The sequence below is a fragment of the Dactylosporangium fulvum genome, from assembly GCF_025137375.1.
Taxonomy (GTDB): Bacteria; Actinomycetota; Actinomycetes; order Mycobacteriales; family Micromonosporaceae; genus Dactylosporangium; species Dactylosporangium fulvum.
Window position 1 is genome coordinate 5889679 of record NZ_CP073720.1, and the last position, 24278, is coordinate 5913956.

Annotated in this window: 22 protein-coding genes; 1 reads left to right on the forward strand and 21 read right to left on the reverse strand. The window is 72.2% G+C overall.

All coding sequences use genetic code 11. The features are described 5' to 3' along the window. Positions 1 to 2: 2 nt before the first annotated feature. The 21 genes from Dfulv_RS27650 to Dfulv_RS27750 form a co-directional block, all read right to left on the reverse strand. Positions 3 to 977, reverse strand: a complete 975-nt coding sequence (locus Dfulv_RS27650) for a zinc-binding dehydrogenase (protein ID WP_259856391.1) — start codon at positions 975 to 977, stop codon at positions 3 to 5. Next, on the reverse strand, positions 974 to 1354 hold the full coding sequence (locus tag Dfulv_RS27655) for a nuclear transport factor 2 family protein (protein WP_259856392.1): 381 nt from the start codon (positions 1352 to 1354) through the stop codon (positions 974 to 976). Before Dfulv_RS27655 ends, Dfulv_RS27650 begins: the two co-directional genes overlap by 4 nt. Continuing rightward, a complete protein-coding gene (locus Dfulv_RS27660; RefSeq protein WP_259856393.1) occupies positions 1351 to 2568 on the reverse strand; it encodes an amidohydrolase family protein in 1218 nt (405 codons plus the stop codon). Before Dfulv_RS27660 ends, Dfulv_RS27655 begins: the two co-directional genes overlap by 4 nt. Further along, the gene (locus tag Dfulv_RS27665) at positions 2565 to 4223 is read right to left on the reverse strand and encodes a hydantoinase B/oxoprolinase family protein (RefSeq protein WP_259856394.1); all 1659 of its coding nucleotides are present in this window, start codon (positions 4221 to 4223) and stop codon (positions 2565 to 2567) included. Before Dfulv_RS27665 ends, Dfulv_RS27660 begins: the two co-directional genes overlap by 4 nt. Then, positions 4216 to 5895 carry a hydantoinase B/oxoprolinase family protein gene (locus tag Dfulv_RS27670; RefSeq protein ID WP_259856395.1) on the reverse strand — a complete coding sequence of 560 codons (1680 nt, stop codon included), beginning with the start codon at positions 5893 to 5895 and terminating at the stop codon, positions 4216 to 4218. The genes Dfulv_RS27665 and Dfulv_RS27670 overlap by 8 nt, the downstream gene beginning before the upstream one ends. Further along, positions 5892 to 7925 (reverse strand): hydantoinase/oxoprolinase family protein, encoded by a 2034-nt coding sequence (locus Dfulv_RS27675; protein ID WP_259856396.1) that lies wholly within the window; start codon positions 7923 to 7925, stop codon positions 5892 to 5894. Before Dfulv_RS27675 ends, Dfulv_RS27670 begins: the two co-directional genes overlap by 4 nt. Further along, entirely contained in the window at positions 7922 to 9814 is a 1893-nt protein-coding gene (locus Dfulv_RS27680; RefSeq protein ID WP_259856397.1) for a dipeptide ABC transporter ATP-binding protein, read from the reverse strand. The genes Dfulv_RS27675 and Dfulv_RS27680 overlap by 4 nt, the downstream gene beginning before the upstream one ends. Before the next feature lie 10 nt (positions 9815 to 9824). Further along, a complete protein-coding gene (locus tag Dfulv_RS27685; RefSeq protein ID WP_259856399.1) occupies positions 9825 to 10706 on the reverse strand; it encodes an ABC transporter permease in 882 nt (293 codons plus the stop codon). Beyond that, on the reverse strand, positions 10706 to 11716 hold the full coding sequence (locus tag Dfulv_RS27690) for an ABC transporter permease (RefSeq protein ID WP_259856401.1): 1011 nt from the start codon (positions 11714 to 11716) through the stop codon (positions 10706 to 10708). The genes Dfulv_RS27685 and Dfulv_RS27690 overlap by 1 nt, the downstream gene beginning before the upstream one ends. Then, a complete protein-coding gene (locus Dfulv_RS27695; protein WP_259856402.1) occupies positions 11717 to 13351 on the reverse strand; it encodes an ABC transporter substrate-binding protein in 1635 nt (544 codons plus the stop codon). 238 nt (positions 13352 to 13589) lie between these two features. Next, on the reverse strand, positions 13590 to 14582 hold the full coding sequence (locus Dfulv_RS27700) for an amidohydrolase family protein (protein ID WP_259856403.1): 993 nt from the start codon (positions 14580 to 14582) through the stop codon (positions 13590 to 13592). Continuing rightward, positions 14579 to 15097, reverse strand: coding sequence for a 3-hydroxyanthranilate 3,4-dioxygenase (locus Dfulv_RS27705; protein ID WP_259856405.1), 519 nt, complete (start codon positions 15095 to 15097; stop codon positions 14579 to 14581). Before Dfulv_RS27705 ends, Dfulv_RS27700 begins: the two co-directional genes overlap by 4 nt. Further along, positions 15090 to 15506 carry a RidA family protein gene (locus tag Dfulv_RS27710; protein ID WP_259856407.1) on the reverse strand — a complete coding sequence of 139 codons (417 nt, stop codon included), beginning with the start codon at positions 15504 to 15506 and terminating at the stop codon, positions 15090 to 15092. The genes Dfulv_RS27705 and Dfulv_RS27710 overlap by 8 nt, the downstream gene beginning before the upstream one ends. Then, complete coding sequence (locus Dfulv_RS27715) at positions 15503 to 16225, reverse strand: 2-keto-4-pentenoate hydratase (RefSeq protein WP_259856409.1); 723 nt, start codon at positions 16223 to 16225, stop codon at positions 15503 to 15505. The genes Dfulv_RS27710 and Dfulv_RS27715 overlap by 4 nt, the downstream gene beginning before the upstream one ends. Next, positions 16222 to 17229 carry a 4-hydroxy-2-oxovalerate aldolase gene (gene dmpG, locus Dfulv_RS27720; RefSeq protein ID WP_259856411.1) on the reverse strand — a complete coding sequence of 336 codons (1008 nt, stop codon included), beginning with the start codon at positions 17227 to 17229 and terminating at the stop codon, positions 16222 to 16224. The genes Dfulv_RS27715 and dmpG overlap by 4 nt, the downstream gene beginning before the upstream one ends. Then, on the reverse strand, positions 17226 to 18104 hold the full coding sequence (locus tag Dfulv_RS27725; RefSeq protein ID WP_259856413.1) for an acetaldehyde dehydrogenase (acetylating): 879 nt from the start codon (positions 18102 to 18104) through the stop codon (positions 17226 to 17228). The genes dmpG and Dfulv_RS27725 overlap by 4 nt, the downstream gene beginning before the upstream one ends. After that, positions 18101 to 18901 carry a 2-keto-4-pentenoate hydratase gene (locus Dfulv_RS27730; protein ID WP_259856415.1) on the reverse strand — a complete coding sequence of 267 codons (801 nt, stop codon included), beginning with the start codon at positions 18899 to 18901 and terminating at the stop codon, positions 18101 to 18103. Before Dfulv_RS27730 ends, Dfulv_RS27725 begins: the two co-directional genes overlap by 4 nt. Further along, positions 18898 to 20352, reverse strand: coding sequence for a 2-hydroxymuconic semialdehyde dehydrogenase (locus Dfulv_RS27735; RefSeq protein WP_259856417.1), 1455 nt, complete (start codon positions 20350 to 20352; stop codon positions 18898 to 18900). Before Dfulv_RS27735 ends, Dfulv_RS27730 begins: the two co-directional genes overlap by 4 nt. Further along, a complete protein-coding gene (locus tag Dfulv_RS27740) occupies positions 20349 to 21659 on the reverse strand; it encodes an FAD-dependent oxidoreductase (RefSeq protein ID WP_259856419.1) in 1311 nt (436 codons plus the stop codon). Before Dfulv_RS27740 ends, Dfulv_RS27735 begins: the two co-directional genes overlap by 4 nt. Beyond that, positions 21656 to 22888: a kynureninase gene (gene kynU, locus Dfulv_RS27745; RefSeq protein WP_406567840.1), complete on the reverse strand. Its 1233-nt coding sequence runs from the start codon at positions 22886 to 22888 to the stop codon at positions 21656 to 21658. Before kynU ends, Dfulv_RS27740 begins: the two co-directional genes overlap by 4 nt. A gap of 2 nt (positions 22889 to 22890) precedes the next feature. Further along, positions 22891 to 23706 (reverse strand): tryptophan 2,3-dioxygenase, encoded by an 816-nt coding sequence (locus Dfulv_RS27750; protein WP_259856421.1) that lies wholly within the window; start codon positions 23704 to 23706, stop codon positions 22891 to 22893. A 116-nt stretch (positions 23707 to 23822) separates the two neighbouring features. Here Dfulv_RS27750 and Dfulv_RS27755 point away from each other — a divergent pair, with 116 nt between their 5' ends. Continuing rightward, a complete protein-coding gene (locus Dfulv_RS27755) occupies positions 23823 to 24254 on the forward strand; it encodes an Lrp/AsnC family transcriptional regulator (protein ID WP_259856423.1) in 432 nt (143 codons plus the stop codon). Positions 24255 to 24278: the final 24 nt, after the last annotated feature.

Sequence of the window (24278 nt, forward strand, 5' to 3'; positions counted from 1 at the left end):
TCTCACGCTCCGATCTGGACGACGATCTTGCCGGTGCTCGAGCCGGCGGCGAGGTCGGCCAGCGCGGCGGGCGCCCGGTCGAGCGGCTCGACCCGGTTGACCGGCGGCCGGACGGTGCCGGCGGCGTGCAGCGCGAACAGCGCCTCGTAGGCGGCGGCGACCTCGGCGGGGCGTTTCCAGGGGTACGCCGAGCCCCACGAGACGCCGACGAGCGTGGCGTTGCGGGCGACCAGGCTCATCGGGTCGACGGCCGGCGGCGGACCGGCCGCGGCCCCGACCGCGACGATGCGCCCTTCGAAGGCGAGGCAGTCGAGCGAGCGGGTGAACACGTCACCGCCGACCGGGTCGATGACCACGTCGGCCCCGGTGCCGCCGGTGGCGTCGGCGACGGCCCGGACGAAGTCGGCCGCGTGGTAGTCGATCGCGACGTCGGCGCCGTTGGCGAGGCAGACCGCGGTTTTCGCCGGGCCGCCGGCGGTGCAGATCACCCGCGCGCCGCGGGCGACGGCGAGCTGGGTGGCCGCGACGCCGACCCCGCCGGCACCGGCGTGCACCAGCACGGTGTCCCCTGTGGACACTCCGGCGCGTTCCAGGCAGAACCACGCGGTCTGGTACGTCACCGGGATCGCGGCGGCGGTCACCGGGTCGATCCCGGCGGGACGCGGCACCAGCAGGCCGGCGTCGACCGTGACGGTCTCGCCGAGCGCGCCGTGCGGCAGCGCCGGGCAGCCGATCACCTCGCGGCCGGCGCCGGGGCCGGTGAGCACCCGCCCGCTGAACTCGACGCCGGGCGTGACCGGCGGTTCCGGGCGCACGGGATAGGTACCGCGGCATAGCATCACATCGAGGAAGTTCAGGCCGACCGCCTCGACCGCGACAACCACCTCGCCGGGGCCGGGCGGCGGGTCGTCGGGCACGTCGGCGACGGTGAGCACGTCCTGCGGCTCACCGTCGCGATACGCCACGAGGCGCCTCACGGGCGCACCAGCTCGGCGTGGTGGTGGACGATCAGCCAGCCGTCCCCGGTGCGGCGCAGCACGTCGGTGACGCGGGTGACGGACACCGTTTCGTCGGCGCGGACGTGCAGCTCGTAGCGGGCCACCCCGACGTCGCCCCACACGTCGATCCGCTTGGCGCGGGCGGCCATCTCGGCGAGCCGCGGCCGCTGGCCGGCGGCGTCCCGCCGGTCGCGGTACTCGTCGAGCTCGGCCCGGGTGCGCAGCGGACCGGGCAGGTGCGTCTCCCAGGTGGTCACGTCGGCGTCGAGGTGGGCGTCGAAGCGGTCCCGGTCGCCGGCGAGGAACGCGGCGTACATGTCGTCGATCGCGGCGGCGATCTCCACACCCGCGGTCACGGCCGTACTCCGGCCCGGTCGTCGCGCACCACGGCGCCCCCTTTCATCACCCACCGCACACCCCGGAACGCCGAGGTGTTCACCGTGGGGTTGTCGTCCATCGCGATCAGGTCGGCGTACTTCCCCGGCTCGACCGTGCCCAGGTCGTTCTCGGCGCGCAGCCAGCGCACCGGCCCGAGCGTGGCGGCGTGGAGCGCCCGCTCCGGCCCGATGACCGCCGACATGTGCTCCAGCTCGCGGACGGTCGCGCTGGTGCCCTCGAACTGCCAGAACGGCGGCATGTCGCTGCCCAGCAGCACCTCCACCCCGGCGGCGACGGCGAGCTCGTAGCTCTTGAGGTGCCGCTCGCCCGCGCCCAGCGACCGCTGCTGCATCCACTCCGGGACGCCCAGCTCGTCGAAGAACGCCTTGCACCGGGTGACGAGCAGGGTCGGCACGAGGGCGGTGCCGCGCTCGGCCATGAGCGCGGCCAGCTCCGCGGTCAGCTCGTAGCCGTGCTCGACGCAGTCGAGGCCCAGCTCGACCGCCTCGGTGATGACCGGCGCCGGGCCGGCGTGGGCGGTGACCCGCCGCCCCCAGTCGTGCGCGGTCCGCAGTACCGCCGCCAGCTCGTCGGGGTGCAGCTGACGGGTGTCGATCGACTCGTGCTCGCCGGCGATGCCGCCGGAGATCATCACCTTGATCAGGTCGGCGCCGGCCTTGACCTGCTGGCGTACCCCGCGCCGGAACCCGTCGACGCCGTCGCACTCGAGGGTGTCGCTGCTCTCGTGGCCGTGGCCGCCGGTGCACACCAGGGCCCGACCGGCGGTGAAGATCCGCGGTCCGGGCGTGCGGCCGGCGTCGATCGACCGGCGCAGCGCGAAGTCGGCGTGGTCCTTCTCGGCGACGCACCGAACCGTCGTCACTCCGCAGTGGAGGGTACGGCGGGCGCCGTCAGCCATGTAGAGCGCGAGTTCGTGCGGGCCCATCCGCTTGAGCCGGTCGCCTGCCGCGCCGGGCAGGGTGAGCGACAGGTGGGTGTGCATGTTGGCCAGGCCCGGGGTGACCCAGGCGCCGCCGAGGTCGATGCGGGTCGCATCGCCGCCGGCCTCGGCCAGCACCCGCTCGCGGGGGCCGACGGCGGCGATCCGCTCGCCGACCACCCGGACGGCGGCGTCCTCGATCGGCTGGATCCGCCCGTCGACGACCGTGCAGTTCTCCAGTACGACGCTCACAGGTCAACTCCGTAGATCGTGCGGGCGGCGTCGGCGGAGACGTAGCCGTCGGCCACGTCCTCGCGGACCGCGTCCGGATGGCGCAGGGCGGGGTCGCCGTGTCCCCCGCCGCCGGCGGTCAGGACCGTCACCCGGTCGCCGGCCGCGACGGTCGTGCGCTTGGTGCTCACGGCGCGTTCCCGCGCGGTGCCGGGGAAGACCACGACGCGGTTCGCCTCCGGGGCCGTGCCGCCGTCGATCGCCCACGGCCGGGACTTCGTCTTCTTGATGACCGACAGGAACTCGCCCGGGGTCACGAACCGGATGTCCCGGCGCAGCCCCGGCCCGCCCCGGAAGCGGCCGGCGCCGCCGGAGTCGGTGCGGATCTCCATGCGCTCGAAGAACATGCCGGTCTTCGCCTCGAGCACCTCGACAGGCGTGATCCTGGCCTGGGTCTGGCACAGGTGGTTGGCCGGTCCGATGCCGTCGTGGCCGGGCGCGCCGCCCCAGCCGACCGGCTCGTTGTTCGACACCGCGAACAGCGAGCCCGTGTCCGGGTGGACGCCGACCATCATGTACCCGGGCACGTCGCCGCCCGTCGATGCCGGCAGCCGGTCCGGCATGCCCTGGGCGAGCGCCTTGTAGATCAGCTCCAGCGCGACGGTGCCGGTCCACTGGGTGAACGTCGCGGCCGGGTAGACCGCGTGGAAGAGCGTGCCGGGCTCGGCGCGGACGACCAGCGGGGCGAAGTGGCCGGCGTTGGTCTGCTCGGTGGGTGTGGTGATCGCCTTGAACGCCACCCGGCAGGTCGCGATCGTCGAGCCGAGCGGCAGGTTCACCGGGCCGGGCACGGCCGGCGACGACCCGGCGAAGTCGACGGTGAACGTGCCGTCCGCGATCGTCACGGTGACCCGCATGAGGATCGGGTCGTCGGTGATGCCGTCGTCGTCGAGCCAGTCCTCGGCGGTCCAGGACCCCTGCGGCAGGGCGTTCACCGCCTCCCGCGCCGACGCCTCGGCGGCGGTGATGACGGCCTCGACAACCGCGGTCACCGTCTCGCCGCCGTAGGTGCGGAACAGCTCGGCGACCCGCCGCTCGCCGGTGCGCAGGCACGCCACCTGGGCGTGCAGGTCGCCGAGCACCGCGTCGGGCATGCGCGAGTTCCAGCGGATCAGCTCGTGGATCTCGTGGACCGGTTCGCCGGCCGAGAACACGCGGGTGCCCGGGAAGAGCAGCCCTTCCTGGTGTACGTCGGTCGAGTCGAGCACGTAGCCGGGATCCTTGGCGCCGAGGTCCATCCAGTGTGCCCGGACGCAGAGGAAGGCCACGAGCGTGTCGTCGGCGAACACGGGCGCGAACAGCGTCGCGTCGTACGTGTGGGCGGCGTTCCAGTACGGGTAGTTGAGCAACACGACGTCGCCCGGCCGCAGCGTCTCCCGGCCGACGTACTCGACGCCCTTGCGGATCGAGTAGTCGTTGGCCCCGAGGAAGCGGGACAGGCCGGTCGACTCCGCGACCAGGCGCAGGTCGGCGTCGTAGATCGAGATGCCGAAGTCGTGGACCTCGTAGATGACCGGGTTGAACGCGGTACGCACGAGCGCGGCACGCATCTCCTCGGCCGCGGCCACGAGGTAGCTGCGGACGACCTCGGCGGTGGCGCCGTCGACCTCAGGCATCCGTCACCTCGGAAATGTCGACCCCGTAGACGTCCCGGGCCGCCTCCGGCGACACGTACCCCTCGGCGACGTCCTCCCGCACGGCGGCCGGGTCGCGCAGACGCGGGTCGCCGTGCCCGCCACCGCCGGCGGTGAGCAGCGTGACCCGATCCCCGACGGCCACGACGGTCCGCTTGGTGCTGACCGACTGCTCCCGGTCGGTACCGGGGAAGACGACCACGCGGTTCGCCTCCGGGGAGAAGCCGCCGTCGAGCGCCCACGGCCGGGACTTCGTCTTCTTGATGACCGACAGGAACTCCCCCGGCGTGACGAACCGGATGTCCCGGCGCAGGCCCGCCCCGCCGCGGAACCTGCCCGGGCCGCCGGAGTCGGTGCGGATCTCCATGCGCTCGAAGAACATGCCGGTCCGCGCCTCGAGCACCTCGATCGGCGTGATCCGCCCGGTGCTGCCGGAGACGTGGGTGGCGGCGTTCATGCCGTCGTGGTGCGGCGTGCCGCCCCAGCCGACGGGCTCGTTGTTGGAGACCGCGAACAGCGCGCCGGTGTCCGGATGGATACCGACCATCATGAACCCGGGCACGTCACCGCCCGAGGAGGCCGGCAGCCGGTCGGGCAGGCCCTGCGCGAGCGCCTTGAGGATCAGCTCGACCGCGACGATGCCGGTCCACAGCGTGAACGTCGGCTGCGGATAGACAGCGTGGAACAGCGTCCCCGGCTCGGCCTTCACCACGAGCGGCGCGACGGTACCGGCGTTCGACGGCTGGTCGGCGGAGGTCAGCGACTTCAGGACGACCTTGCAGATGGCCTCGGTCGCGCCGTACGGCATGTTGACCGGCCCGGCCACGGCCGGCGACGAACCGGCGAAGTCGACCGTGAACGTGTCGTCGGCGATCGTGACGGTCACCTTCATGCGGATCGGGTCGTCGGTGAGGCCGTCGTCGTCGAGCACGTCCTCCGCGGTCCAGGAGCCCTGCGGCAACGCGGCCAGGGCGGCCTTGGTACGGGCTGCACCGTCGGCGATCATCCGCTCGATCGCCGCCTCGACGGTCGGCCGGCCGAACTTCTCGAGGATCTCCAGCAGCCGCCGCTCGCCGGTGCGCAGCGCGGCGATCTGGGCGTGCAGGTCGCCCATCACCTCGTCGGGCATGCGCGAGTTGAAGCGGATCAGCTCGTGGATCTCACGGACCGGCTCGCCGCGCGACACCACCTTGGTGCCCGGGAAGAGGATGCCTTCCTGGTGTACGTCCGTGGAGTCGAGCACGTAGCCGGGGTCCTTGGCGCCGAGGTCCATCCAGTGCGCCCGCACGCAGAGGAACCCGAGCAGCGGCCCGTCCGGCTCGAACACCGGCGCGAAGAGCGTGGCGTCGTAGGCGTGGGCGGCGTTCCAGTACGGGTAGTTGAGCAGCACGACGTCGCCGGGGTGCAGGTTCTCCCGGCCGACGTACTCCACGCCCTTGCGCAGGGAGAAGTCGTTGGCCCCGAGGAAAAACGTCAGGCCGGTCGCCTCGGCCACCAGCCGCAGGTCCGCGTCGTAGAGCGAGAGCCCGAAGTCGTGGACCTCGTAGATGACCGGGTTGAACGAGGTGCGGATCAGCGTCGCCCGCATCTCCTCGGCGGCGGCGAGCAGGTAGGAGCGCACGACCTCGGCGGTGGCGCCGTCCAGTGTCGTCATGCCGCACGCACCAGCAGGTAGCCGCGGGCGTCGACCGAGACCCGCTGGCCCGACGGCACCACGGTCGTCGACGTGCCCTCGTCGACGAGCGCCGGCCCGTCGAAGGCGTCGCCCGGCTGGAGCAGCGCCCGGTCGTAGACGGCGAACGGCACGACCGCCCGGGCGCCGAAGTCGAACGCGTCCCGGCGCCCGAGCAGGGCCCGGTCCGGGTTCCCGTCGCCCGGCGGATGCTCGACCAGCGTGGGACTCGCGGTGCGGCCCACCGCGCGCAGTCGCAGGTTGAGGATCTGGAGGCGGTTGGCCATCGCGTGGCCGTACCGCGCCTCGTGCAGTTCCTGGAACGCGGCCCGCACGGCCTCGGGGTCGAGCCCGCGCCCGACGGTGACCGTGAGGCTGTGCTCCTGCCCGAGATACCGCAGCTCCAGCTGGCGTTGCAGGACCGCCAGCGACGCCGGCACGCCCTGCGCGGTCAGCGACTCCATCGCCTCGGCCTCGATCTCGGCGAAGGTCGCCTCGACCGCGGCCGGCTCCACCTCGTCGAGCGGCTTCATCAGGGTGCGGCTGAAGTTGTCCTCGATGTCGGCGCTGAGCATGCCCCAGGCCGAGAACCCCGACGGCGCGAACGGCACGATCACCTCGGCGATGCCCATCTCCCGGGCGAGCAGCGGCGCCAGCAGCGGACCCGCGCCGCCGAAGGCGAGCAGGGAGAACTGCCGCGGGTCGCGCCCGCGCTCGACGGTGATCTGGCGGACCGCGCCGACGGTGCGCGCGAGCAGCACGTCGAAGATGCCGGCGGCCGCCGCCTCGACCGGCAGGCCCAGCGGCTGGGCGATCTGCTCGTCGAGCGCCTTGCGGGCCGCGTCGGCCTGCAGGCCCATCTCGCCGCCGAGGAAGCGGTCCGGGTCGACGTAGCCCAGCGCGACCGCCGCGTCCGTGACGGTCGGCCGGGTGCCGCCGCGGCCGTAGCAGACCGGGCCGGGGTCGGCGCCCGCGCTCTGCGGGCCGACCTTGAGCAGGCCCCGGTCGAGCCAGGCGATCGAGCCGCCGCCGGCGCCGATGGTGCGGATGTCGTACGTCGGGATCAGCAGCGGGAAGTGCTCCAGCTGCGCCTCGTGGGCGGCGACGGCGCTGCCGTTCTCGATGACGCACGCGTCGAGCGAGGTGCCGCCGATGTCGAACGTGAGGAGGCTGTCGCGGCCCAGCGCGTCGGCGAGGTAGGCCGCGCCGACGATGCCGCCGGCGGGTCCGCTGAGGACCGTGTGGGTCGGTGAGCGCTTGGCCGCGGCGCTGGTCATCGACCCGCCGCCGGAGCGCATGATGAGGAAGCGGCCCGCGAAGCCGCCCTCGGCGAGGCCCTGCTCCAGCTCGTCGACGTAGCGCTCGAAGATCGGCCGGATGTAGGCCTCCAGCACCGTCGTGCTGGTGCGCTCGTACTCCCGGTACTCGCGGGCGATGTCGGTCGACAGCGACAGGCTGACGTCGGGGTACCGCTCGCGGATGAGCGCCGCCGCGGCGCGCTCGTGCGACGGGTCGAGGAACGCGTGGAGGAAGCAGATCGCGATCGACCTCACGCCCTGTACCTCGACGAGCTCACGGGCCGCGGCCAGCACCGAGTCGGCGTCGAGGTCCTCGACCACGCGGCCCTTGTAGTCGAGCCGGCCCTGCACGCCGGCCGTGTGGCGGCGCTTCACCAGGCCGGGCGGGCGCTCGTACTGGAAGTCGTACATGTGGTCGGACGGGACGTTGCCGCGGCCGATCAGAAAGACGTCCCGGAAGCCCTCGTTGGTGATGATGCCGGTCGCGGCGCCGCGGCGCTCCAGCACCGCGTTGAGACCCAGCGTCGTGCCGTGGATGAACAGCTCCACGTCGGACAGGTCCGTGCCGAGCGCGGCGACCGCGGCGAGCACACCGTCGGCCGGTCGGGCCGGGGTCGTCGAGGCCTTGCGGAACCGCACCCGGTTGGTCCGGGTGTCCAGTTCCATCGCGTCGACGAACGTGCCGCCGATGTCGACGGCCAACCTGAGACTCACACCGACTCCCCAATCTCCGGCACCCGCCAGCAGGCGGCCCGGCTCTCCCCGTACTGCTGCAACTGTTGGTCCTCGGCGCGGCACCGGTCGGTGGCGAACGGGCACCGGGCGGCGAGCGCGCACCCGGACGTCGCGTCGGCCTCCTCGAGGTCGCGGACGAGCGTCACCCCGCGCGAGAGCAACGCCCGCGTGTACGGGTGCCGCGGGTCGGCGAAGACCTCCCCGACCGGCCCCTCCTCGACGATCCGGCCGAGATAGAGCACGACGACCCGGTCGGCGAAGCCGCGCACGGTGGCGAGGTCGTGCGAGATGAACACGGAGCCGTGCGAACGGTCGGCGGCCACCTCGTCGATGACGGCGAGGATCTGCGCCTGCACGGTCACGTCGAGCGCCGAGGTCGGCTCGTCGAAGACGATCAGGTCCGGCTCGGCGACGAGCGCGCGGGCGATGCCGACCCGCTGTGCCTGGCCGCCGCTGAGCTCGTGCGGCCGGCGGCCGAGGATCGACCGGTCGAGCTTCATCCGGTCGAGCACGGCGGCGGCCCGGCGGGCCCGCTCGGCCGCGGGGACGCCGAGCGCGCGCAGCGGCTCGCCGATCGCGTCCTCGATCGTCCGGCGCGGGCTGAGCGAGCCGATCGGGTCCTGGAAGACGAGGGCGCTGCGCGCGGCCTTGACCGTGCCGCCGGTGGGCTTGGCGAGCCCGACGATGAGCCGGGCGAGCGTGCTCTTGCCGCAGCCGCTCTCACCGACGACGCCGACCCGCTCGCCCGCGTCGACCGTGAGGCTCACCCCGCGCAGCGCGTGGTGCCCGCCGCGGCCGAACCGGCTCTTGTAGACCACGTGCGCGTCGTCGACGACGAGCACGGGCCCGGCGGCCGGGGCCTTCCCGGGCCGCCGGGTGGTGACCCGGAGCGTCACGTCGGCTTCCTGCCGCGCGTCGACCCCGTCGCGCAGCGGGTGGAAGCAGGCCGCGGTCCAGCTGCGCCCCTGCGTGGTCAGCGCCGGTCGGGAGGCCCGGCAGTCGTCCTCGGCGTGCGCGCAGCGCGGGGCGAAGGGGCAGGCGTCCGGGGCCTCGCGCAGCAACGGCATCGCGCCCGGCGTCACGACCACGGGCCGGCCGCCGAGGTCCGGAACGGAGCGCAGCAGCGCCCGGGTGTAGGGGTGCGCCGGTGCGGTCAGCACCCGCCGGGCCGGGCCGGTCTCGGCGACCGTGCCGGCGTAGAGGACCACGATGCGGTCGCAGACGTCCGCGATCGCGTTGATGTCGTGGGAGACCAGCAGCACACCGCGGCCGTCGTTGTCGGCGGCGTGGCGGAACTGGCGCAGGATCTCGGTCGTCAGCGTGACGTCGAGGCCAGTGGTCGGCTCGTCGGCGATGAGCAGCCGCGGCGCGCAGCCGGTCGCGAGCGAGATCATCACCCGCTGGGCCATGCCGCCCGACAGCTCGTGCGGGTAGGCGCCGAGGCGGCGGCGCGCGCTGCGGATGCCCACCGCCTCGAACAGCTCCAGTGCCGTCTCGTCGGCCCGCTCGTCGTCCATGCGCTGGTGGGTCGTGAGCCGGTCGACCAACTGCCGGCCCGCGGTCCGGGTCGGGCTGAGCGCGCCGCGCGGGTTCTGGAAGCACAGCGCGGCACCGTGGCCGCGGTGCTGGGCGAGCCGCTCGGCGGACATCGACAGCACGTCGACGCCGTCGAAGTCGACCCGGCCGGTCGCGACCGAGCCGGTCGGCAGCATGCCGACGACGGCGCGGCCGACCATGCTCTTCCCGCCGCCGCTCTCCCCGACGAGCCCGACGACCTCGCCGGTGTCGACGGTGAACGACACGTTGCTCAGCGCCGCGACGCGCCCGCCGATGACGACGGAGAGGTCTTCGATCGAAAGCAGGCTCATGTGCGGCTCCTCACCGTCGGACCCGGTCCGCGCGCTCCTGCAGGCCCTCGCCGAGGAGGCTGAAGCCCAGGACGCAGACGAGCAGGGCGATGCCGGGCGGCACCGAGGTCCACCACCGGCCGGCGACCACGTCGCCGGTGCCGAGGCTGATCATGGCGCCCCACTCCGCGTCGGGCACCGGGATGCCCAGCCCGAGGAAGGACAGGCCGGCCAGCGTGAGCATGGCCCAGCCGCAGTTGAGCGGGGCGATCACCCGCACGGGCGTGATGCTGTTGGGCAGCACGTGCCGCCACAGCAGCCCGATCGTCGACGCCCCGGAGGTGCGGGCGGCGTCGACGAACGTCAGGTCGCGGACCGTGCGCACCTCGGCGCGCACCAGGCGGGCGTAGGCCGGCGCGTTGACCAGCGCGATCGCCACGGCCAGGTTGACCGGGCCGCTGCCCAGCAGGGCCGCGACGGCGAGCGCGAGGATGAACGTGGGGAAGGCCTGGAAGATGTCGGTCAGCCGCATCAGCGCGTCGTCGAGCCAGCCGCCGAAGTAGCCGGCGACCACGCCGAGGATGCTGCCCAACACGACCGCGGCGGCGACGGCGGCGACCGCGATGCCGAGGTCGACGCGGCCCGCGTAGAGCAGCCGGCTCCACACGTCCATGCCGTTGACGTCGGTGCCGAACAGGTGCGCGCCGCCGGGCGCGGCGAGGGTGCTGCCGTCCGGGTCGATCTCGTTCGGCCCCCACGAGCTGAGCAGCGGGGCGAACAGCACGGCGAGCGCGACGACGGCCAGGATCCCGGCGCCGGTCGCCACGAGCACCGTGCCGAAGCGGCCGTCCCGGTCGGCGGCGGGACCAGCGGGCGCGCCGCGCCGGCGGCGGCCGATGCGCATGACGGTCATCAGATCCTCACCCTCGGGTCGAGCATGGCGTGGACCACGTCGGCGATCAGGAACACCACGACGTAGCACAGCGCGACCACCAGCACCGACGCCTGCACCACCGGGAAGTCGCGGTAGAGCAGGCCACGCAGCGCCCACTGGCCGAAGCCCTGCCAGGAGTAGACGTACTCGATCAGCACCGTCGACCCGATGGCGAAGCCGAAGACGAGGGCCGCGAGCGACGGGAGCCGGACGAGCGCCGCCCGCACCAGGTAGCCGCGACGCAGGAGCTTGCCGGGCAGCCCGTGCGCGGCCGCGGCCGCGTAGGGCTCGGACCGCAGCACCTCGAGGGCCGACGCGCGGACGCTGCGCAGCAGGGGCGCCACGATCGCGACGACCAGCGTGAGCACCGGGAGCACCAGGTGCCACAGGGCCGAGGTGAGCGCGGGCATGTTGCCGGTCAGCAGGGCGTCGAGCGCGTCGGCGCCGGTGATCGGGGTGAGGTCGGTGTCCGGGTCGACGCGCCCGCTGGGCGCCGGGAACCAGCCGAGGCCGGCGTAGCCGACGAGGATCAGCACCAGGCCGAGCCAGAACTCCGGCATCGAGTTGCCGATCAGCGCGAGCACCCGGATGCTGTGGTCGCCGGCCCGGTTAGCGTGCCGGGCCGACCACAGGCCGACGACGGTGGCGATCACCACGGCGATCGCCACCGCGAGCACGACCAGCTCCATCGTGGGGCCGAGCCGCAGCGCCAGCTCGCCGGTCACCGACTGTCCACTCTGGATCGACGTGCCGAGGTCACCGGTGAACAGGCCCCCGAGGTAGTCGAGGAACTGCTGCCACAGCGGCTTGTCGAGGCCGAACCGGGCCCGCGCCGCCGCCTCGTCGGCGGCGGTCGCGTTGGGCCCGAGGATGGTCCGGATCGGGTCACCCGGCAGCACCCGGACCAGCAGGAAAGTCACGACGACCACCCCGAGCAGGACCGGAATGAGCTGGAGCAGCCGGCGGACGACGAACCGGAGGATGCGCATCTATGCCGACGCACTCACGAAGCGGAGGCGGGCCAGCCCGTCCATCGGTTGCACCCAGCCGCTCACCGACTTGCGCACCGGCAGGTTGAAGTTGGGCTGGCAGATCACCACCCACGGCACGTCCTCGGCCATGATGTCCTGCACCTGCGCCCAGAGCTGGTTGCGCGCGGCCGGGTCGACGGTGGAGTGCGACTGCTGGTAGATCTGCTCGATCCGCGGGTTGCTGTAGTTGGCGTAGTTGAGGTTGGCGCCCTTGACGAAGCTCGTCGCGAGCATGTACTCGACATCGTTGACCCAGAGCTGGCCCGAGGTGATCTGCAGCGGGATGTTCTTCTTGCCCCGCCGGTCGGCGAGTGTCGCCGGGTCGAGCGGGGTCAGCTTGAGCTCGATGCCGGCCTTGCGCGCCTCGCTCTGCACCAGCACGGCGAGCTGCTGCTGCTCCTCGTTGTCGGTCTCGAAGACCAGCTCCGAGCTGATCGAGGTCTTGCCCGCCGCGGCGAGCGCCGCCTTGGCCTTGTCGATGTCGTACGTGTACGGGTAGCCCTTCTCGGAGTACCCGGGCATGTCGAGCGGCACGACGCTCTTCGCCGGACGGGCGTCGCCGCCGTAGACGTTGCGGATGATCTGCTCGTACGGCGTCGCGTAGGCCAGTGCCTTGCGCACGTTGACGTCGTCGAACGGCGCGGTGGTCGTCGACATCTGGATGGCGACCTGCTTGTTGCTGGCCGACGACAGCACCTCGACCCCGGCGGCGCTCTTCAGGTCCTTGATGTCGCGCGGGCTCGCGCCCAGCGCGATGTCGATGTCGCCGGCCTGCAGCTGGAGCCGCTGGTTGGCGGCCGCCGGCACGACCGAGATGCGGATGGTCTTCGTCTTGGCCGGTTCCGGGCCGGGGTAACCGTCGTTGGCGGTCAGCTCGATCTCCTGGCCCTGCGTGGCCTTGGTGACGTTGAAGTAGCCGCCGGTGGGCGGGTTCTTGGCGAACCACTCCTTGGCCCACGGGTCGGCGTCGGTGGCGTGCTTCTTCGCCTCCACCGAGTCGAAGACGTAGAGCGAGATGGCCTGGATCTGCCGGGTCAGCGCGCTCGGGAACTCCTGGTGGAACTCGACCGTGTAGTCGTCGACCACCACGACCTGCTCCGGCTTGGTGAGGCCGATCGTGCGGTAGATGCCGGCGACGTTGGCCTGTGCGGCGAACGCCCGGTCCTTCGACCACTTCACGTCGGCGGCCTTCATCTCGTTGCCGCTGGCGAACTTGACGCCCTTGCGGAGCTTGAGCGTCCAGACCTTCTGCGCCGCGTCCGGCTCGAACGACTCGGCGAAGGTCGGCATGATGGTCTCGGTGTCGAGGATCCTGCTGCCGCCGACCGTCTTCACGCCGTAGTCGATCATGTACGGGAAGACGTTCTTGTACAGCATGAGGGCGGTCAGGTCGAAGCCGACGAAGTCCTGGTCCCAGCTGCTGATGTAGCTCGATACCGCGATCTTGAGCGTTGAAGACTTGGCGCCGCCGGAGGCGGACGAAGAAGTGCTGTCCTTGCTGCCGCTCGCGCAAGCGCCGGTGGCGAGCAGGAGCGCGCCCACGCCGCCGAGCTGGAACACGGAGCGGCGGGAAAGACGGGGAGAGTCTGCCATGTTCACTCCTCTGTTGGCCCGACCTCCCGATGTTCTATCAGGCACGAGTTCAGTGAACAAGATGTGACTCCGTATGAACAGCAAAGTTACAGCTCACTGCGGCCGTATCGAGACGTGTGGCGGATGCCGGAGATCAGATTTGTTCACGTTGTTTCACAAGCACGAAACACGAAGCTGCGCGACGTCCGTCGCGCAGCTTCGTGTGGTGTGGGTGTTGCCGGTGGGACGGACGTGGCGGTCAGCGGCCCAGGAAACGCACGGCGTTGGCGCCCAGCAGCTTCGCGCGCTGGGCGTCGGTCAGGAAGTCCGCCGTGTCGACCACCGCGCCGACCGGGCGCTCGCCCAGCGGGTACGGATAGTCGCTACCGACCATCACCCGGTCCTCGCCGAGGGTGTCGACCAGCAGCCGCAGGGCGGCCGGGTCGAACACGACCGAGTCGACCGAGAAGCGGTCGACGTAGTGCGACGGCGGATGCTCGGACCGGCCCCGGACCACGTCCCCGCGCCGGCGCCAGGCGTTCTCGGCCCGGCCGAGCCAGAACGCGAAGCTGCCGCCGCCATGGGCGAAGCAGATCCGCAGGCTCGGCGGTACCGCGTCGAACACGCCGCCGAGGATCATCGCCAGTACCGACAGGTGGGTCTCCGCCGGCATGCCGGTCAGCCAGCGGGCCATCCAGCGGTCCAGTCGCGGGCCGGCCGGCATGTCCCAGGGGTGCACGAAGACCGGCGCGCCGACCGACGCGCAGTGCTGGAGGAACGACACGATACCCGGATCGTCGAGGTCGCGGTCGCCGACGTGGTTCCCGATCTCGACGCCGACGTGGCCGTTGGCCAGGCAGCGGTCAAGCTCGGCGCACGCCGCGTCCGGGTCCTGGAGCGGCACCTGGCAGAACGGCACAAACCGGTCCTCGCCCTCGGCGGCCAGCTTCAGCGTGAGGTCGTTGAAGATCCGGGCAACCTTGACCGCCTGGTCGGCCGGGCGGTCGTACGAGAAGAACACCGGCGTCGGGGAGATCACCTGAAGGTCCACGCCGTCGGCGGTCATGTCCGCGAGCCGGGTCGGCGCGTCCCAGCAGGCCGGACCGATCGGCCGGAACTCCGTCGAGCCGACCATGATCATGGCCTCGCGTTCGGAGTCGATGCGCAGCCACGGCCATCCGGTGCCGCCGCACTCGGCCGCGAGATCCGGCCAGCCGTACGGCACCAGATGGGTATGGACGTCGATCCTCATTCTTTGCCCGGGTGCACGGTGCCGCACTCGGTGCAGGTACGCGCCTTCTCGTCGTCGTAGAACGCCTGGAACACCGGGGGCAGGTCCACCACGATGTCACGCACCTGCAGCTCCACCTCGTGCAGCTTGTTGCCGCACGACGGGCAGTACCACTGGAACTTCTCCAGCGTCCCTTCCTCGCGCACCCGCTCGACCACGATGCCGATCGAGCCCGCCTCACGCTGCGGCGAGTGGGGCATGTCGCCGGGCAGCAGCCACATCCCGCCCTCCTTGATGTGCACCGTGTCGGGGCCGTCGGGCGTGATGACGTTGAGGTGCATGTTGCCCTTGATCTGGTAGAAGAACTCCTCGTACGGGTCGACGTGAAAGTCGGTGCGCTGGTTCGGCCCGCCGACGACCATCACGATGAAGTCCGACCCGGTCGGGAACAGCTGCTTGTTGCCGACGGGCGGCTTGAGCAGGTGCTGGTTCTCGGCGAGCCAGTCGGGGAAGCTCACCGGCGACATGTCAGTCATCTCCACCTCCATGGGGGATCAGCGCGACGGCCTGGATCTCGATCAGTAGGTGCGGGTGCGGCAGCTGATGCACGGCGACGGTCGTGCGGGCCGGCCCGGTCTCGTCGAAGAACTCGGCGTAGACCTCGTTGTAGCCGCCGAAGTCGTTCATGTTGACCAGGTACGTCGTCACCTGCACCAGGTCGCCCAGCGACGCGCCGACGGCGGCGAGGATGTCGCTGATGTTCCGCAGCACCGCGCGGGTCTGCTCGCGGATGTCGAGGTTCGTCGTGCCGAGCGCGTCGACGGACGCACCGGCGATGGTGTTGTCGGGCCGGCGCGACGACGTACCGGACACAAAGGCGAACCCGCCGGCGACCTTCACGTGCGGGAACCGGCCGCGCGGCCGGGCCGCGCCCTCGACGATCATGACGCCGCCCGCAGCGCCGCGGTGCCCAGGCCCTCGACGACCGCGCGCACGTGCGCCCCGGGCGTCAGCGGCACCGCCGCCGTCGCGGCGCCGGCGAGCAGCACCCAGCCGTCCTCGACCGGCACCCCGGCCGAAGCGGCCAGGGTGGCCGCGGCCGTGACGGCCCGGCGGGGGTCGCCCAGGATGGCGGCCGTGGACCCGATCTGGACCACCCGCCCGTCGACCTCCAGCAGCACACCCAGGTTGTCCACGCCGGGCGGCAGCGGCTGCCACGCGCCGATCACGAAGCCGGCCGCCGAGGTGTTGTCGGCGATCACGTCGGGCAGCGTGAACTTGAAGTCGGCGTAACGGGAGTCGATCACCTCCAGCGCGGGCGCGACCGCGGTCGCCGCGCCGGTCGCGTCGAGACGGAACGCCACCTCGGGCTCGACCCGCGGGTGGATGTACCGGCCGGTGTCGACCGTGCCGCCGTCGTCGATCCGCATCGCGTCGGTGAGCCGGCCCCAGATCACCTGGTCAACGCCGACCTGCGCCATCTTGGCCCGGCTGGTCAGGCCCAGCTTGAGGCCGACGAGCCGCTCGCCGCGGCTCACCCGCCGGGCCACCAGGGCCTCCTGGATGCGGTACGCCGCGTCGGCGTCGGCACCGCTCCGCGAGACCACCTGCGGGATCGCCGTGCGGGTCCGTTCGGCCTGATCGAGTTGCTCAGCCAGGGTCATGCGCGTTCCTTCACGAGATCGAGGGCGACATCGACGATCATGTCCTCCTGGCCGCCGACCATCCGGCGCCGGCCCAGCTCCACGAGGATGTCGCGCACGTCGACGCCGAAGCGCTCCGACGCGCGCTCGGCGTGCCGCAGGAAGCTGGAGTAGACCCCGGCGTAGCCCAGCGAGAGCGTCTCCCGGTCGACCCGCACCGGCCGGTCCTGCAACGGCCGCACCAGGTCCTCGGCGGCGTCCATCAGCGCGAAGGTGTCACAGCCGTGCTCCCAGCCCATCAGGTCGGCGACCGCCACGAACACCTCGAGCGGGGCGTTCCCGGCGCCGGCGCCCTGCCCGGCGAGGGAGGCGTCGACCCGCGTGGTGCCGTGCTCGACGGCGACGACGCTGTTGGCGACCCCGAACGACAGGTTGTGGTGGGCGTGGATACCGATCTGGGTGCCCGGGTCGAGCACCTGACGGTAGGCGTCGACCCGCTCCGCGACGTCGTTCATGAGCAGCCGGCCGCCGGAGTCGGTGACGTAGACGCAGTGCGCCCCGTACGACTCCATCAGCTTGGCCTGCTGGGCGAGCGCGGCCGGCGGGTTCATGTGCGACATCATGAGGAAGCCGGAGACGTCCATGCCGTTCTCCCGCGCCCAGCCGATGTGCTGGGCGGCGATGTCGGCCTCCGTGCAGTGGGTGGCGATCCGCACGCTGGTGACCCCGAGGTCGCGGGCGGTCCGGAGGTCGGCGATGGTGCCGATGCCGGGCAGCAGCAGCGTCGTGAGCTTCGCGTTGGTGATCGCCTCGGCGGCCGCGGCGATCCACTCGGCGTCGGTCGCGGCGCCCCGGCCGTAGTTGACACTCGAACCGGCGAGGCCGTCGCCGTGCGCGACCTCGATGGCGTCGACCCCGGCCGCGTCGAGGGCGGCGGTGATGGTGCGCACCTGGTCGACCGTGTACTGGTGCGCGATGGCGTGCATGCCGTCGCGCAGGGTCACGTCCTGGATGTACAGGCTCATGCTGCCATCCTTTCCGCCACCTGGAGCGCGGCCGAGGTCATGATGTCGAGGTTCCCGGCGTAGGCCGGCAGGTAGTGGCCGGCGCCCGACACCTCGAGGAACACGGTGACGAGCAGCCCCTGCGGGTCGGCCGAGAACTGGACCTCCTGCTTCAGGCGGTAGCCGGGCACGTAGCCGCTGACCGTCTTGACCATCGCCTCGACGGATGCCGCGATGGCGATACGGTCGGCGTCGCGGTCCGGGCACACGCAGTAGACCGTGTCGCGCATCAGCAGCGGCGGCTCGGCCGGGTTCAGCACGATGATCGCCTTGCCCCGGGCCGCCCCGCCGACGACCTCCAGCGCTCGGGCGGTCGTGACGGTGAACTCGTCGATGTTCGCCCGGGTGCCCGGGCCGGCCGACCGCGAGGCGATGGAGGCGACGATCTCGGCGTAGGCGACCGGGCTCACCGCCCCGACCGCCGCGACGATCGGCACCGTCGCCTGCCCGCCGCACGTCACGAGGTTGACGTTCGGCGCGCCCAGGTGCTCGTCGAGGTTGACCGGCGGGACGACGTACGGCCCGATCGCGGCCGGCGTGAGGTCGACGACCCGGCGGCCGTGCGCCTGCAGGACCTCGTTGTTGTGCCGGTGCGCCCCGGCGCTCGTCGCGTCGAAGACGATCCGCACGTCGGCGAACTCCGGCAGCGCGACCAGTCCGTCGACGCCTTCGGCTGTCGTGGTGACCCCGAGCCGCCGCGCCCGGGCGAGCCCGTCGGAGTCCGGGTCGATGCCGGCCAGCGCGACCATGTCGAGCGACTCGGACAGCCGCAACACCTTGATCATCAGGTCGGTGCCGATGTTGCCCGACCCGATGACCGCCACTCCCACGGTCACGAAGCTTTCCCTTCAAAAACGGCGCGGACGGATCCGAGCCCGGAGATCCGCGCCTCGTACACGGGTCCCGCGGCCGTCACCGGCACCGGGACCATCGGGCCGAGCGCACCGGACAGCACCAGGTCACCGGCGCGCAACGGGCGGCCGGCGGCGGCGAGCGTGGTCGCCAGCCAGGCGACCGCGTGCACCGGGTTGCCGAGGCAGGCCGCGCCCGCGCCGACCGACACCGGCTCGCCCTGGTGCTCCAGGACCGCGCCGCACAGCCGCAGGTCGACGTCCGCCAGGCGGCGCGGCTCGGTGCCGAGCACGAACAGGCCGCTGGACGCGTTGTCCGCCACCGTGTCCACGATGGAGATGTCCCAGCCGGCGATCCGCGAGTCGACGACCTCGATCGCCGGGAGCAGGTGGTCGGTGGCGCGGATGACGTCGACGACGGTGACCTGCTCGTGGGGCAGGTCACGGCCGAGCACGAACGCGACCTCGACCTCGACCCGTGGCTGGAGCAGCCGGCCGAGCGGGATCGGGGCACCGTCGGGCACGGCCATGTCGGCGTAGAGGACACCGAAGTCGGGCTGGAAGACGCCGAACATGCCCTGGACCGCCGGGGAGGTCAGGCCGATCTTCGCGCCGACCTGCCGCCTCCCGGCCGCCTCCCACCGCTCGGCCTGGGCCCGCTGCACGGCGTACGCCGTCGCGACGTCCCCCTCCGGCAGCACCGTCCCGCGCAGCGGCGCGATCGGCGTGCCCGTGTCGTAGGCGGAGAGCAACGCCTCCGCCGCTTTCTGGATGTCGGTCATGTCAAGTCCACACAGACGTTGGTGAGCTCGGAATAGAACGCGAGCGAGTGCACGCCGCCCTCGCGGCCGACGCCCGAGGCCTTGACCCCGCCGAACGGTGACCGCAGGTCGCGCAGGAACCAGGTGTTGACCCAGACCAGCCCGGCGTCGAGGGTGAGGCCGGCCCGGTGCGCCCGGCCGACGTCGCGGGTCCACACCGTGGCGGCGAGGCCGTAGTCGCTGTCGTTGGCCAGTGCGAACGCCTCCTCCTCGGTGTCGAACGGCGCGACGTGGCAGACCGGTCCGAAGATCTCCTCACGGTTGGTACGGGCATCGGCCGGCAACCCGACGAGCACGGTCGGCTGGACGTAGGCGCCGCCGTCGCGGGCGTCGTCGAACGTCGGCGTCCCGCCCCCGGTCACCACCGTGGCGCCCTCGGCGCGGGCGAGGTCGTAGTAGCCGAGCACCTTCTCGCGGTGCTGCTTCGAGATCAGCGGCATCGTGCCGGTGCCGGCGTCCTGCGGCCATCCCCAGGCCAGCTCGGACGCCGCCTTGCCGAGCCGGGTGACGAACTCGTCGAAGACCGGCCGCTGCACGTAGAGCCGCTCGGTGCACAGGCACACCTGGCCGCCGTTGGTGAAGCTGGAGCGGACCGACCCGGCGACGGCCGCGTCGAGGTCGCTGTCGGCGAAGACCAGCCCGGCGTTCTTGCCGCCGAGCTCGAACGAGACCGCCTTCACCCCGTCGGCGGCGGCCCGCATGATCGCCGAGCCGGTCGCCGACTCGCCCGTGAACGTGATGGCGTCGACGCCCGGGTGGCGGGTCAGGAACTCCCCCGCCGAGCCGGGGCCGAAGCCGTGCACGAGGTTGAAGACCCCGTCCGGCACCCCGGCCGCGGCCATCACCTCGGCGAGCAGCGTCGCCGAGGACGGCGTCTCCTCCGACGGCTTCACCACGACCGCGTTGCCGCACGCGAGCGCCGGCGCCACCTTCCAGGTCAGCAGGAGCAGCGGCAGGTTCCACGGCACGACGATCGCGACGACGCCGACCGGTTTGCGCACCGCGTAGTTGAGGGCGCGCCCACCGGCCGCGGTGACCGTGGTGAACGACTCCGTCGGCGTCGCGGCGACGATGTCGGCGAACGCGCGGAAGTTGGCCGCCCCGCGCGGGATGTCGAGCGTGCGGGCCTGGCCGACCGGCTTGCCGGTGTCGGCGACCTCGGCGGCCACCAGGTCGTCGAAGCGCCGCTCCAGCTCGTCGGCGATCCGGCGGAGCACCGCGGCACGCTCCTGCTCGCTCGTGCGCCCCCACGGGCCGCGCACGGCTGCCCGCGCCGCCGCCACCGCCGCGTCCACCGTGGACGCATCGGCCTCGCACACGTCGGTCACCAGGTCGCCGGTGACCGGGCTCAGCTTCGGAAACGTCGAGGCGGTGGCGACGAACCGCCCGCCGATGAAGTGCTGGAGCGTCATCGCCGCCACCTCACGATCGCGGCCCCGATCGCGCCGAGGGCGAGGAGCCCGACGGCCCCGAGCACCTGGTGCTGGCGCCGCACCCGGTCACGGACCTGCGCGTAGGGCGTGGTGCTGAACGACACGAGTTCGTAGCGGGAGACGTACCGGCCGGGCAGTGCCCGCTCCAGCGCGTGCTCGATCCTCTTGCCGAGCTGGAACACCGGCGAGGCCACCTTGTCCCGCATCTCCACGAAGTTGGCCAGGGCCATGGCCGCGATCGCCTCGACGTCGTCGCGGCGGCGCGCCTCGAAGAGCGGCAGCGCCTCGGCGAAGTCGTCGCCGGCCTCGTCGAGCACCCGGTCGAGCACGACGCAGTCCTCGAAGCCGCAGTTGGCGCCCTGCCCGTAGAACGGGACGATCGCGTGCGCCGCGTCGCCGATCAGCCCGACCGGCCCGCCCGGCGTGACCGCCTGCCATGGTCCGCAGTGGACCGTGCCGAGCAGGCCGACCGGGTTGAGCCGGTAGTCGTCGACGAGGTCGGGCATGAGTGGCACGACGTCCGGATAGACCGTCGCGAAGTGCCGCTCGATCGCGGCCGGGCTGCCCAGCGACGCGAAGCTCGACGTGCCGCCGTTGGGCCAGAAGAGCGTACAGGTGAACGTCTTGTCGGGGTTGGGCAGCGCGATCATCATCGACGTGCCGCGCGGCCAGATGTGCAGGGCACCGGGGTCCATGGCGAAGTCGCCGTCCGGGCCCGGCGCGATCGTCAGCTCCTTGTAGCCGTAGTCGAGGAAGTCGACCGACTCGTCGAGCAGCCCCATGCCGAGCAGCTGCCCGCGCACCGCGCTGCCCGCGCCGTCGGCGCCGATGACCACCTCGGCGGTCGCCTTCACCTCGCCGGAGGGCGTCGCGAAGACCAGCGGGTCGAGCCCGGTCAGCCGGTGCTCGAAGAGGACCTTCACCCCGGCGGTGGCGGCGGCCGCGTCGAGCAGCGCGTTGTTGAGCGCTCCCCGGCTGATCGAGTTGATCGCCCGCTGCCCGTCGAGGCTGTACTGCTGGAAGTCCAGGTCGCCGGCCACCGGGTGGATCATCCGGCCGCGCATGGGCAGCGCGTCGACGAGCACCCGGTCGGCCAGGCCGAGCCGGCGCAGGGCGTCGAGACCCCGCTCGGACAGCGCCAGGTTGATCGACCGGCCCCGCTCGGCCCCGCCGGTGCGGGGGTCGGGACGGCGCTCGTAGACCGTCACGGTGTGCCCGCGCCGGGCCAGGAAACAGGCGAGCAGGCTGCCGGTGAGACCCGCACCCACCACGGCGACGTCCGTCATGCTTTCTCCTCGCGTGCGATCGCGGCGGCTGCCCGCCAGCAGTCGTGATACGTCGAGTACAGCGGCACCGGGGCCAGCCGCAGGATGTCGGGTTCGCGGCTGTCGGCGATCACCCCGTACCGATGCCGCAGGGTCTTGCTCAGTCCTCCGGCGTCGCCGACGCGCAACGACAGCTGGCAGCCGCGCCGCGCCGGGTCGCGCGGCGTCACGACCGCCACGCCGGTCGGATCGAGCAGCGACTGCAGAAACGCGGTCAGCCGTTCGCTGCGCTCCCGCAGGGCCGTCATGCCCACCTTGTCGAACAGTTCAAGCGAGGCACGCACCGGGCTCATGGCGAGGATCGGCGGGTTGGACACCTGCCACGCGTCGGCGCTCCTCGGCGGCCGGGACACGGGCGCCATCTCGAACCGGGTCGCCGGCTCGGTGCTCCACCACCCCTCGAACCGGGGCAGGTCGGCGCCGGTGTGCCGCTCGTGCACAAACGCGCCCGCGACCGCCCCGGGCCCGCTGTTGAGATACTTGTACGAGCACCAGGCGGCGAAGTCGACGCCCCACTCGTGCAGGCGCAGCGGCACGTTGCCGGCGGCGTGCGCCAGGTCCCATCCGACGATCGCTCCGGCCGCCTGCCCCGCCGCGGTGATCGCGGGGATGTCCATCAGCTCACCGGTGAGGTAGTTGACCCCGCCGAGCATCACCAGCGCGATGCGGTCCCCGTGCTCGCGGATGGTGGCGAGGGGGTCGTCGGTGCGGACGACGGTGAGGTCCGGGTCGAGGCCATGGAAGGCGGCCTGGCTGCGCACGGCGTAGCTGTCCGACGGAAACGCCGTGTCCTCGACGACGATCAGCGTGCGTTCACCGGCCGGGCGGTAGAACGAGACCATCAGCAGGTGCAGGTTGACGGTCAGCGAGTTCATCACCACCGTCTCGTCCGGCAGCGCGCCGACCAGGCGGGCGGCCGGCTCGCGGAGCAGTTCGTGGTACGGCAGCCACGGCCGGTCGGCCTCCAGGTGGCCCTCCACGCCGAGGCGCGCCCACGCGTCGAGCTCCTCGAGGAGCTCGTGACGCACGGCGCGCGGCTGCAGGCCCAGCGAGTTGCCGGCGAGGTACGCGGTCTCGGGGTAGTCGCCGCCCTCGGCGGGCGGAACGTGGAACAGGTCGCGGTGGCCGGGGTCCTCGGCGTCGAGCCGGTGGGCCCGGGCTTCCATGTCCTCCATGTCCTTCGTGGACACCACTAGATCACCGTCCGCGCGGACCACAGCTCCGGGAAGACCACCCTGCCCATGCTGCGGGTCAGCCAGGCGGCGCCGGACGAGCCGCCGCTGCCGATCTTGTTGCCCATCGTCCGCTGCACGGCGGTCAGGTGCTTGTACCGCCACAGGCCGAACTCCTCGGCGACGTCGGCGAGCACCTCGCCGAGCACGTAGAGCGGGTTGTCGGCCCGGTCGTCGCGGTAGATCTCCACCCAGGCCCGCTCGACGGCGGGCGACGGCACGTATTCGCCGGCATGGCCGGCGGTGAGCACCTCGGCCGGGATGTCGAAGCCGCGGCGGGCGAGCACGGCGGTGACGTCGTCCCACAGGCTCGGCGCCGCCAGCGCGGTGGTCAGCTCGTCGTAGAGGTCCGCCTGCCGCTTGAACGGCCGGATCAGCGCCTCGCTCTTGAGCCCGAGCAGGAACTCCAGGTGGCGGTACATCGCCGACTGGAAGCCCGACGCCTCGCCGAGCAGCTCGCGGAAGCGGTTGAAGTCGGACGGGGTCATCCAGCGCAGCCCGTTCCAGGCGGCGACGAGCCCTTCGAGGTGGAGCTTGGTGCGGCGCAGCGGTGCGAGGGCGCCCCAGACGTCGTCCTCGCGCAGCAGCCGCTGGGCCTCGCGCAGCTCATGGCAGGACAGCCCGAACCACAGCTCCATCACCTGGCTGACCATGAGGAAGGACATCTCGCCCGGGTCCTTGCTCAGCGGCTGTTGCAGCGAGTGCAGCGCGCCGGCGTGGACATATGCTTCATATGGCACTTGATCGGGAAAATCCAGTCTCGGTCCGCTCACCACTCCATCGTCGTCCCGGAACCCGCCGCCGGAGAAGAGCTGATCAACGGCGGTTACGCTGACCGCCTGTGGAACGGAAAGCCGTTCACGCGATCGACCTTACGATCGGAAGGTGCCCGTTGGACGACATGGACTGGGCGCTCCTGCGCGAGCTGCAAGCCGACGCCCGGCTGTCCTACTCCGAGCTGTCCCGCCGGGTGCACCTCTCCCCGCCCGCCGTGGCGGAGCGGGTCCGCAGGCTGGAGACCACCGGGGTCCTGACCGGCTACCACGCGCACGTCGACCTGGCCAAGGCCGGCCGGCACGTGGTCGCCATGATCAGGATGTCGTGCTACGGCCCGCACTGCGTGCTCCGCGACCCCAAGGTGCTCGACTGGCCCGAGGTGCTGGAGATCCACCGGGTGACCGGCGACGCCTGCTCCATCCTCAAGGTCGCGACGAGGTCGATGGAGGAGTTCGAGTCCGTGATCGACAGGCTGGCCCCCTACGGCCAGCCGTCCAGCTCGATGGTGCTGTCGACCCCGCTGCGCTGGCGCACGGTGCTCCCCTGAGCCTTCCGGTGCGGCACCCCCGGC

Coding starts and splice junctions, on each gene's coding strand:
- Dfulv_RS27665 (WP_259856394.1), bottom strand. CDS start 4,223: ATGCCTGAGGTCGACGGCGCCACCGCCGAGGTCGTCCGCAGCTACCTC.
- Dfulv_RS27670 (WP_259856395.1), bottom strand. CDS start 5,895: ATGACGACACTGGACGGCGCCACCGCCGAGGTCGTGCGCTCCTACCTG.
- Dfulv_RS27680 (WP_259856397.1), bottom strand. CDS start 9,814: ATGAGCCTGCTTTCGATCGAAGACCTCTCCGTCGTCATCGGCGGGCGC.
- Dfulv_RS27685 (WP_259856399.1), bottom strand. CDS start 10,706: ATGACCGTCATGCGCATCGGCCGCCGCCGGCGCGGCGCGCCCGCTGGT.
- Dfulv_RS27690 (WP_259856401.1), bottom strand. CDS start 11,716: ATGCGCATCCTCCGGTTCGTCGTCCGCCGGCTGCTCCAGCTCATTCCG.
- Dfulv_RS27695 (WP_259856402.1), bottom strand. CDS start 13,351: ATGGCAGACTCTCCCCGTCTTTCCCGCCGCTCCGTGTTCCAGCTCGGC.
- Dfulv_RS27700 (WP_259856403.1), bottom strand. CDS start 14,582: ATGAGGATCGACGTCCATACCCATCTGGTGCCGTACGGCTGGCCGGAT.
- Dfulv_RS27705 (WP_259856405.1), bottom strand. CDS start 15,097: ATGACTGACATGTCGCCGGTGAGCTTCCCCGACTGGCTCGCCGAGAAC.
- Dfulv_RS27710 (WP_259856407.1), bottom strand. CDS start 15,506: ATGATCGTCGAGGGCGCGGCCCGGCCGCGCGGCCGGTTCCCGCACGTG.
- Dfulv_RS27715 (WP_259856409.1), bottom strand. CDS start 16,225: ATGACCCTGGCTGAGCAACTCGATCAGGCCGAACGGACCCGCACGGCG.
- dmpG (WP_259856411.1), bottom strand. CDS start 17,229: ATGAGCCTGTACATCCAGGACGTGACCCTGCGCGACGGCATGCACGCC.
- Dfulv_RS27730 (WP_259856415.1), bottom strand. CDS start 18,901: ATGACCGACATCCAGAAAGCGGCGGAGGCGTTGCTCTCCGCCTACGAC.
- Dfulv_RS27735 (WP_259856417.1), bottom strand. CDS start 20,352: ATGACGCTCCAGCACTTCATCGGCGGGCGGTTCGTCGCCACCGCCTCG.
- Dfulv_RS27740 (WP_259856419.1), bottom strand. CDS start 21,659: ATGACGGACGTCGCCGTGGTGGGTGCGGGTCTCACCGGCAGCCTGCTC.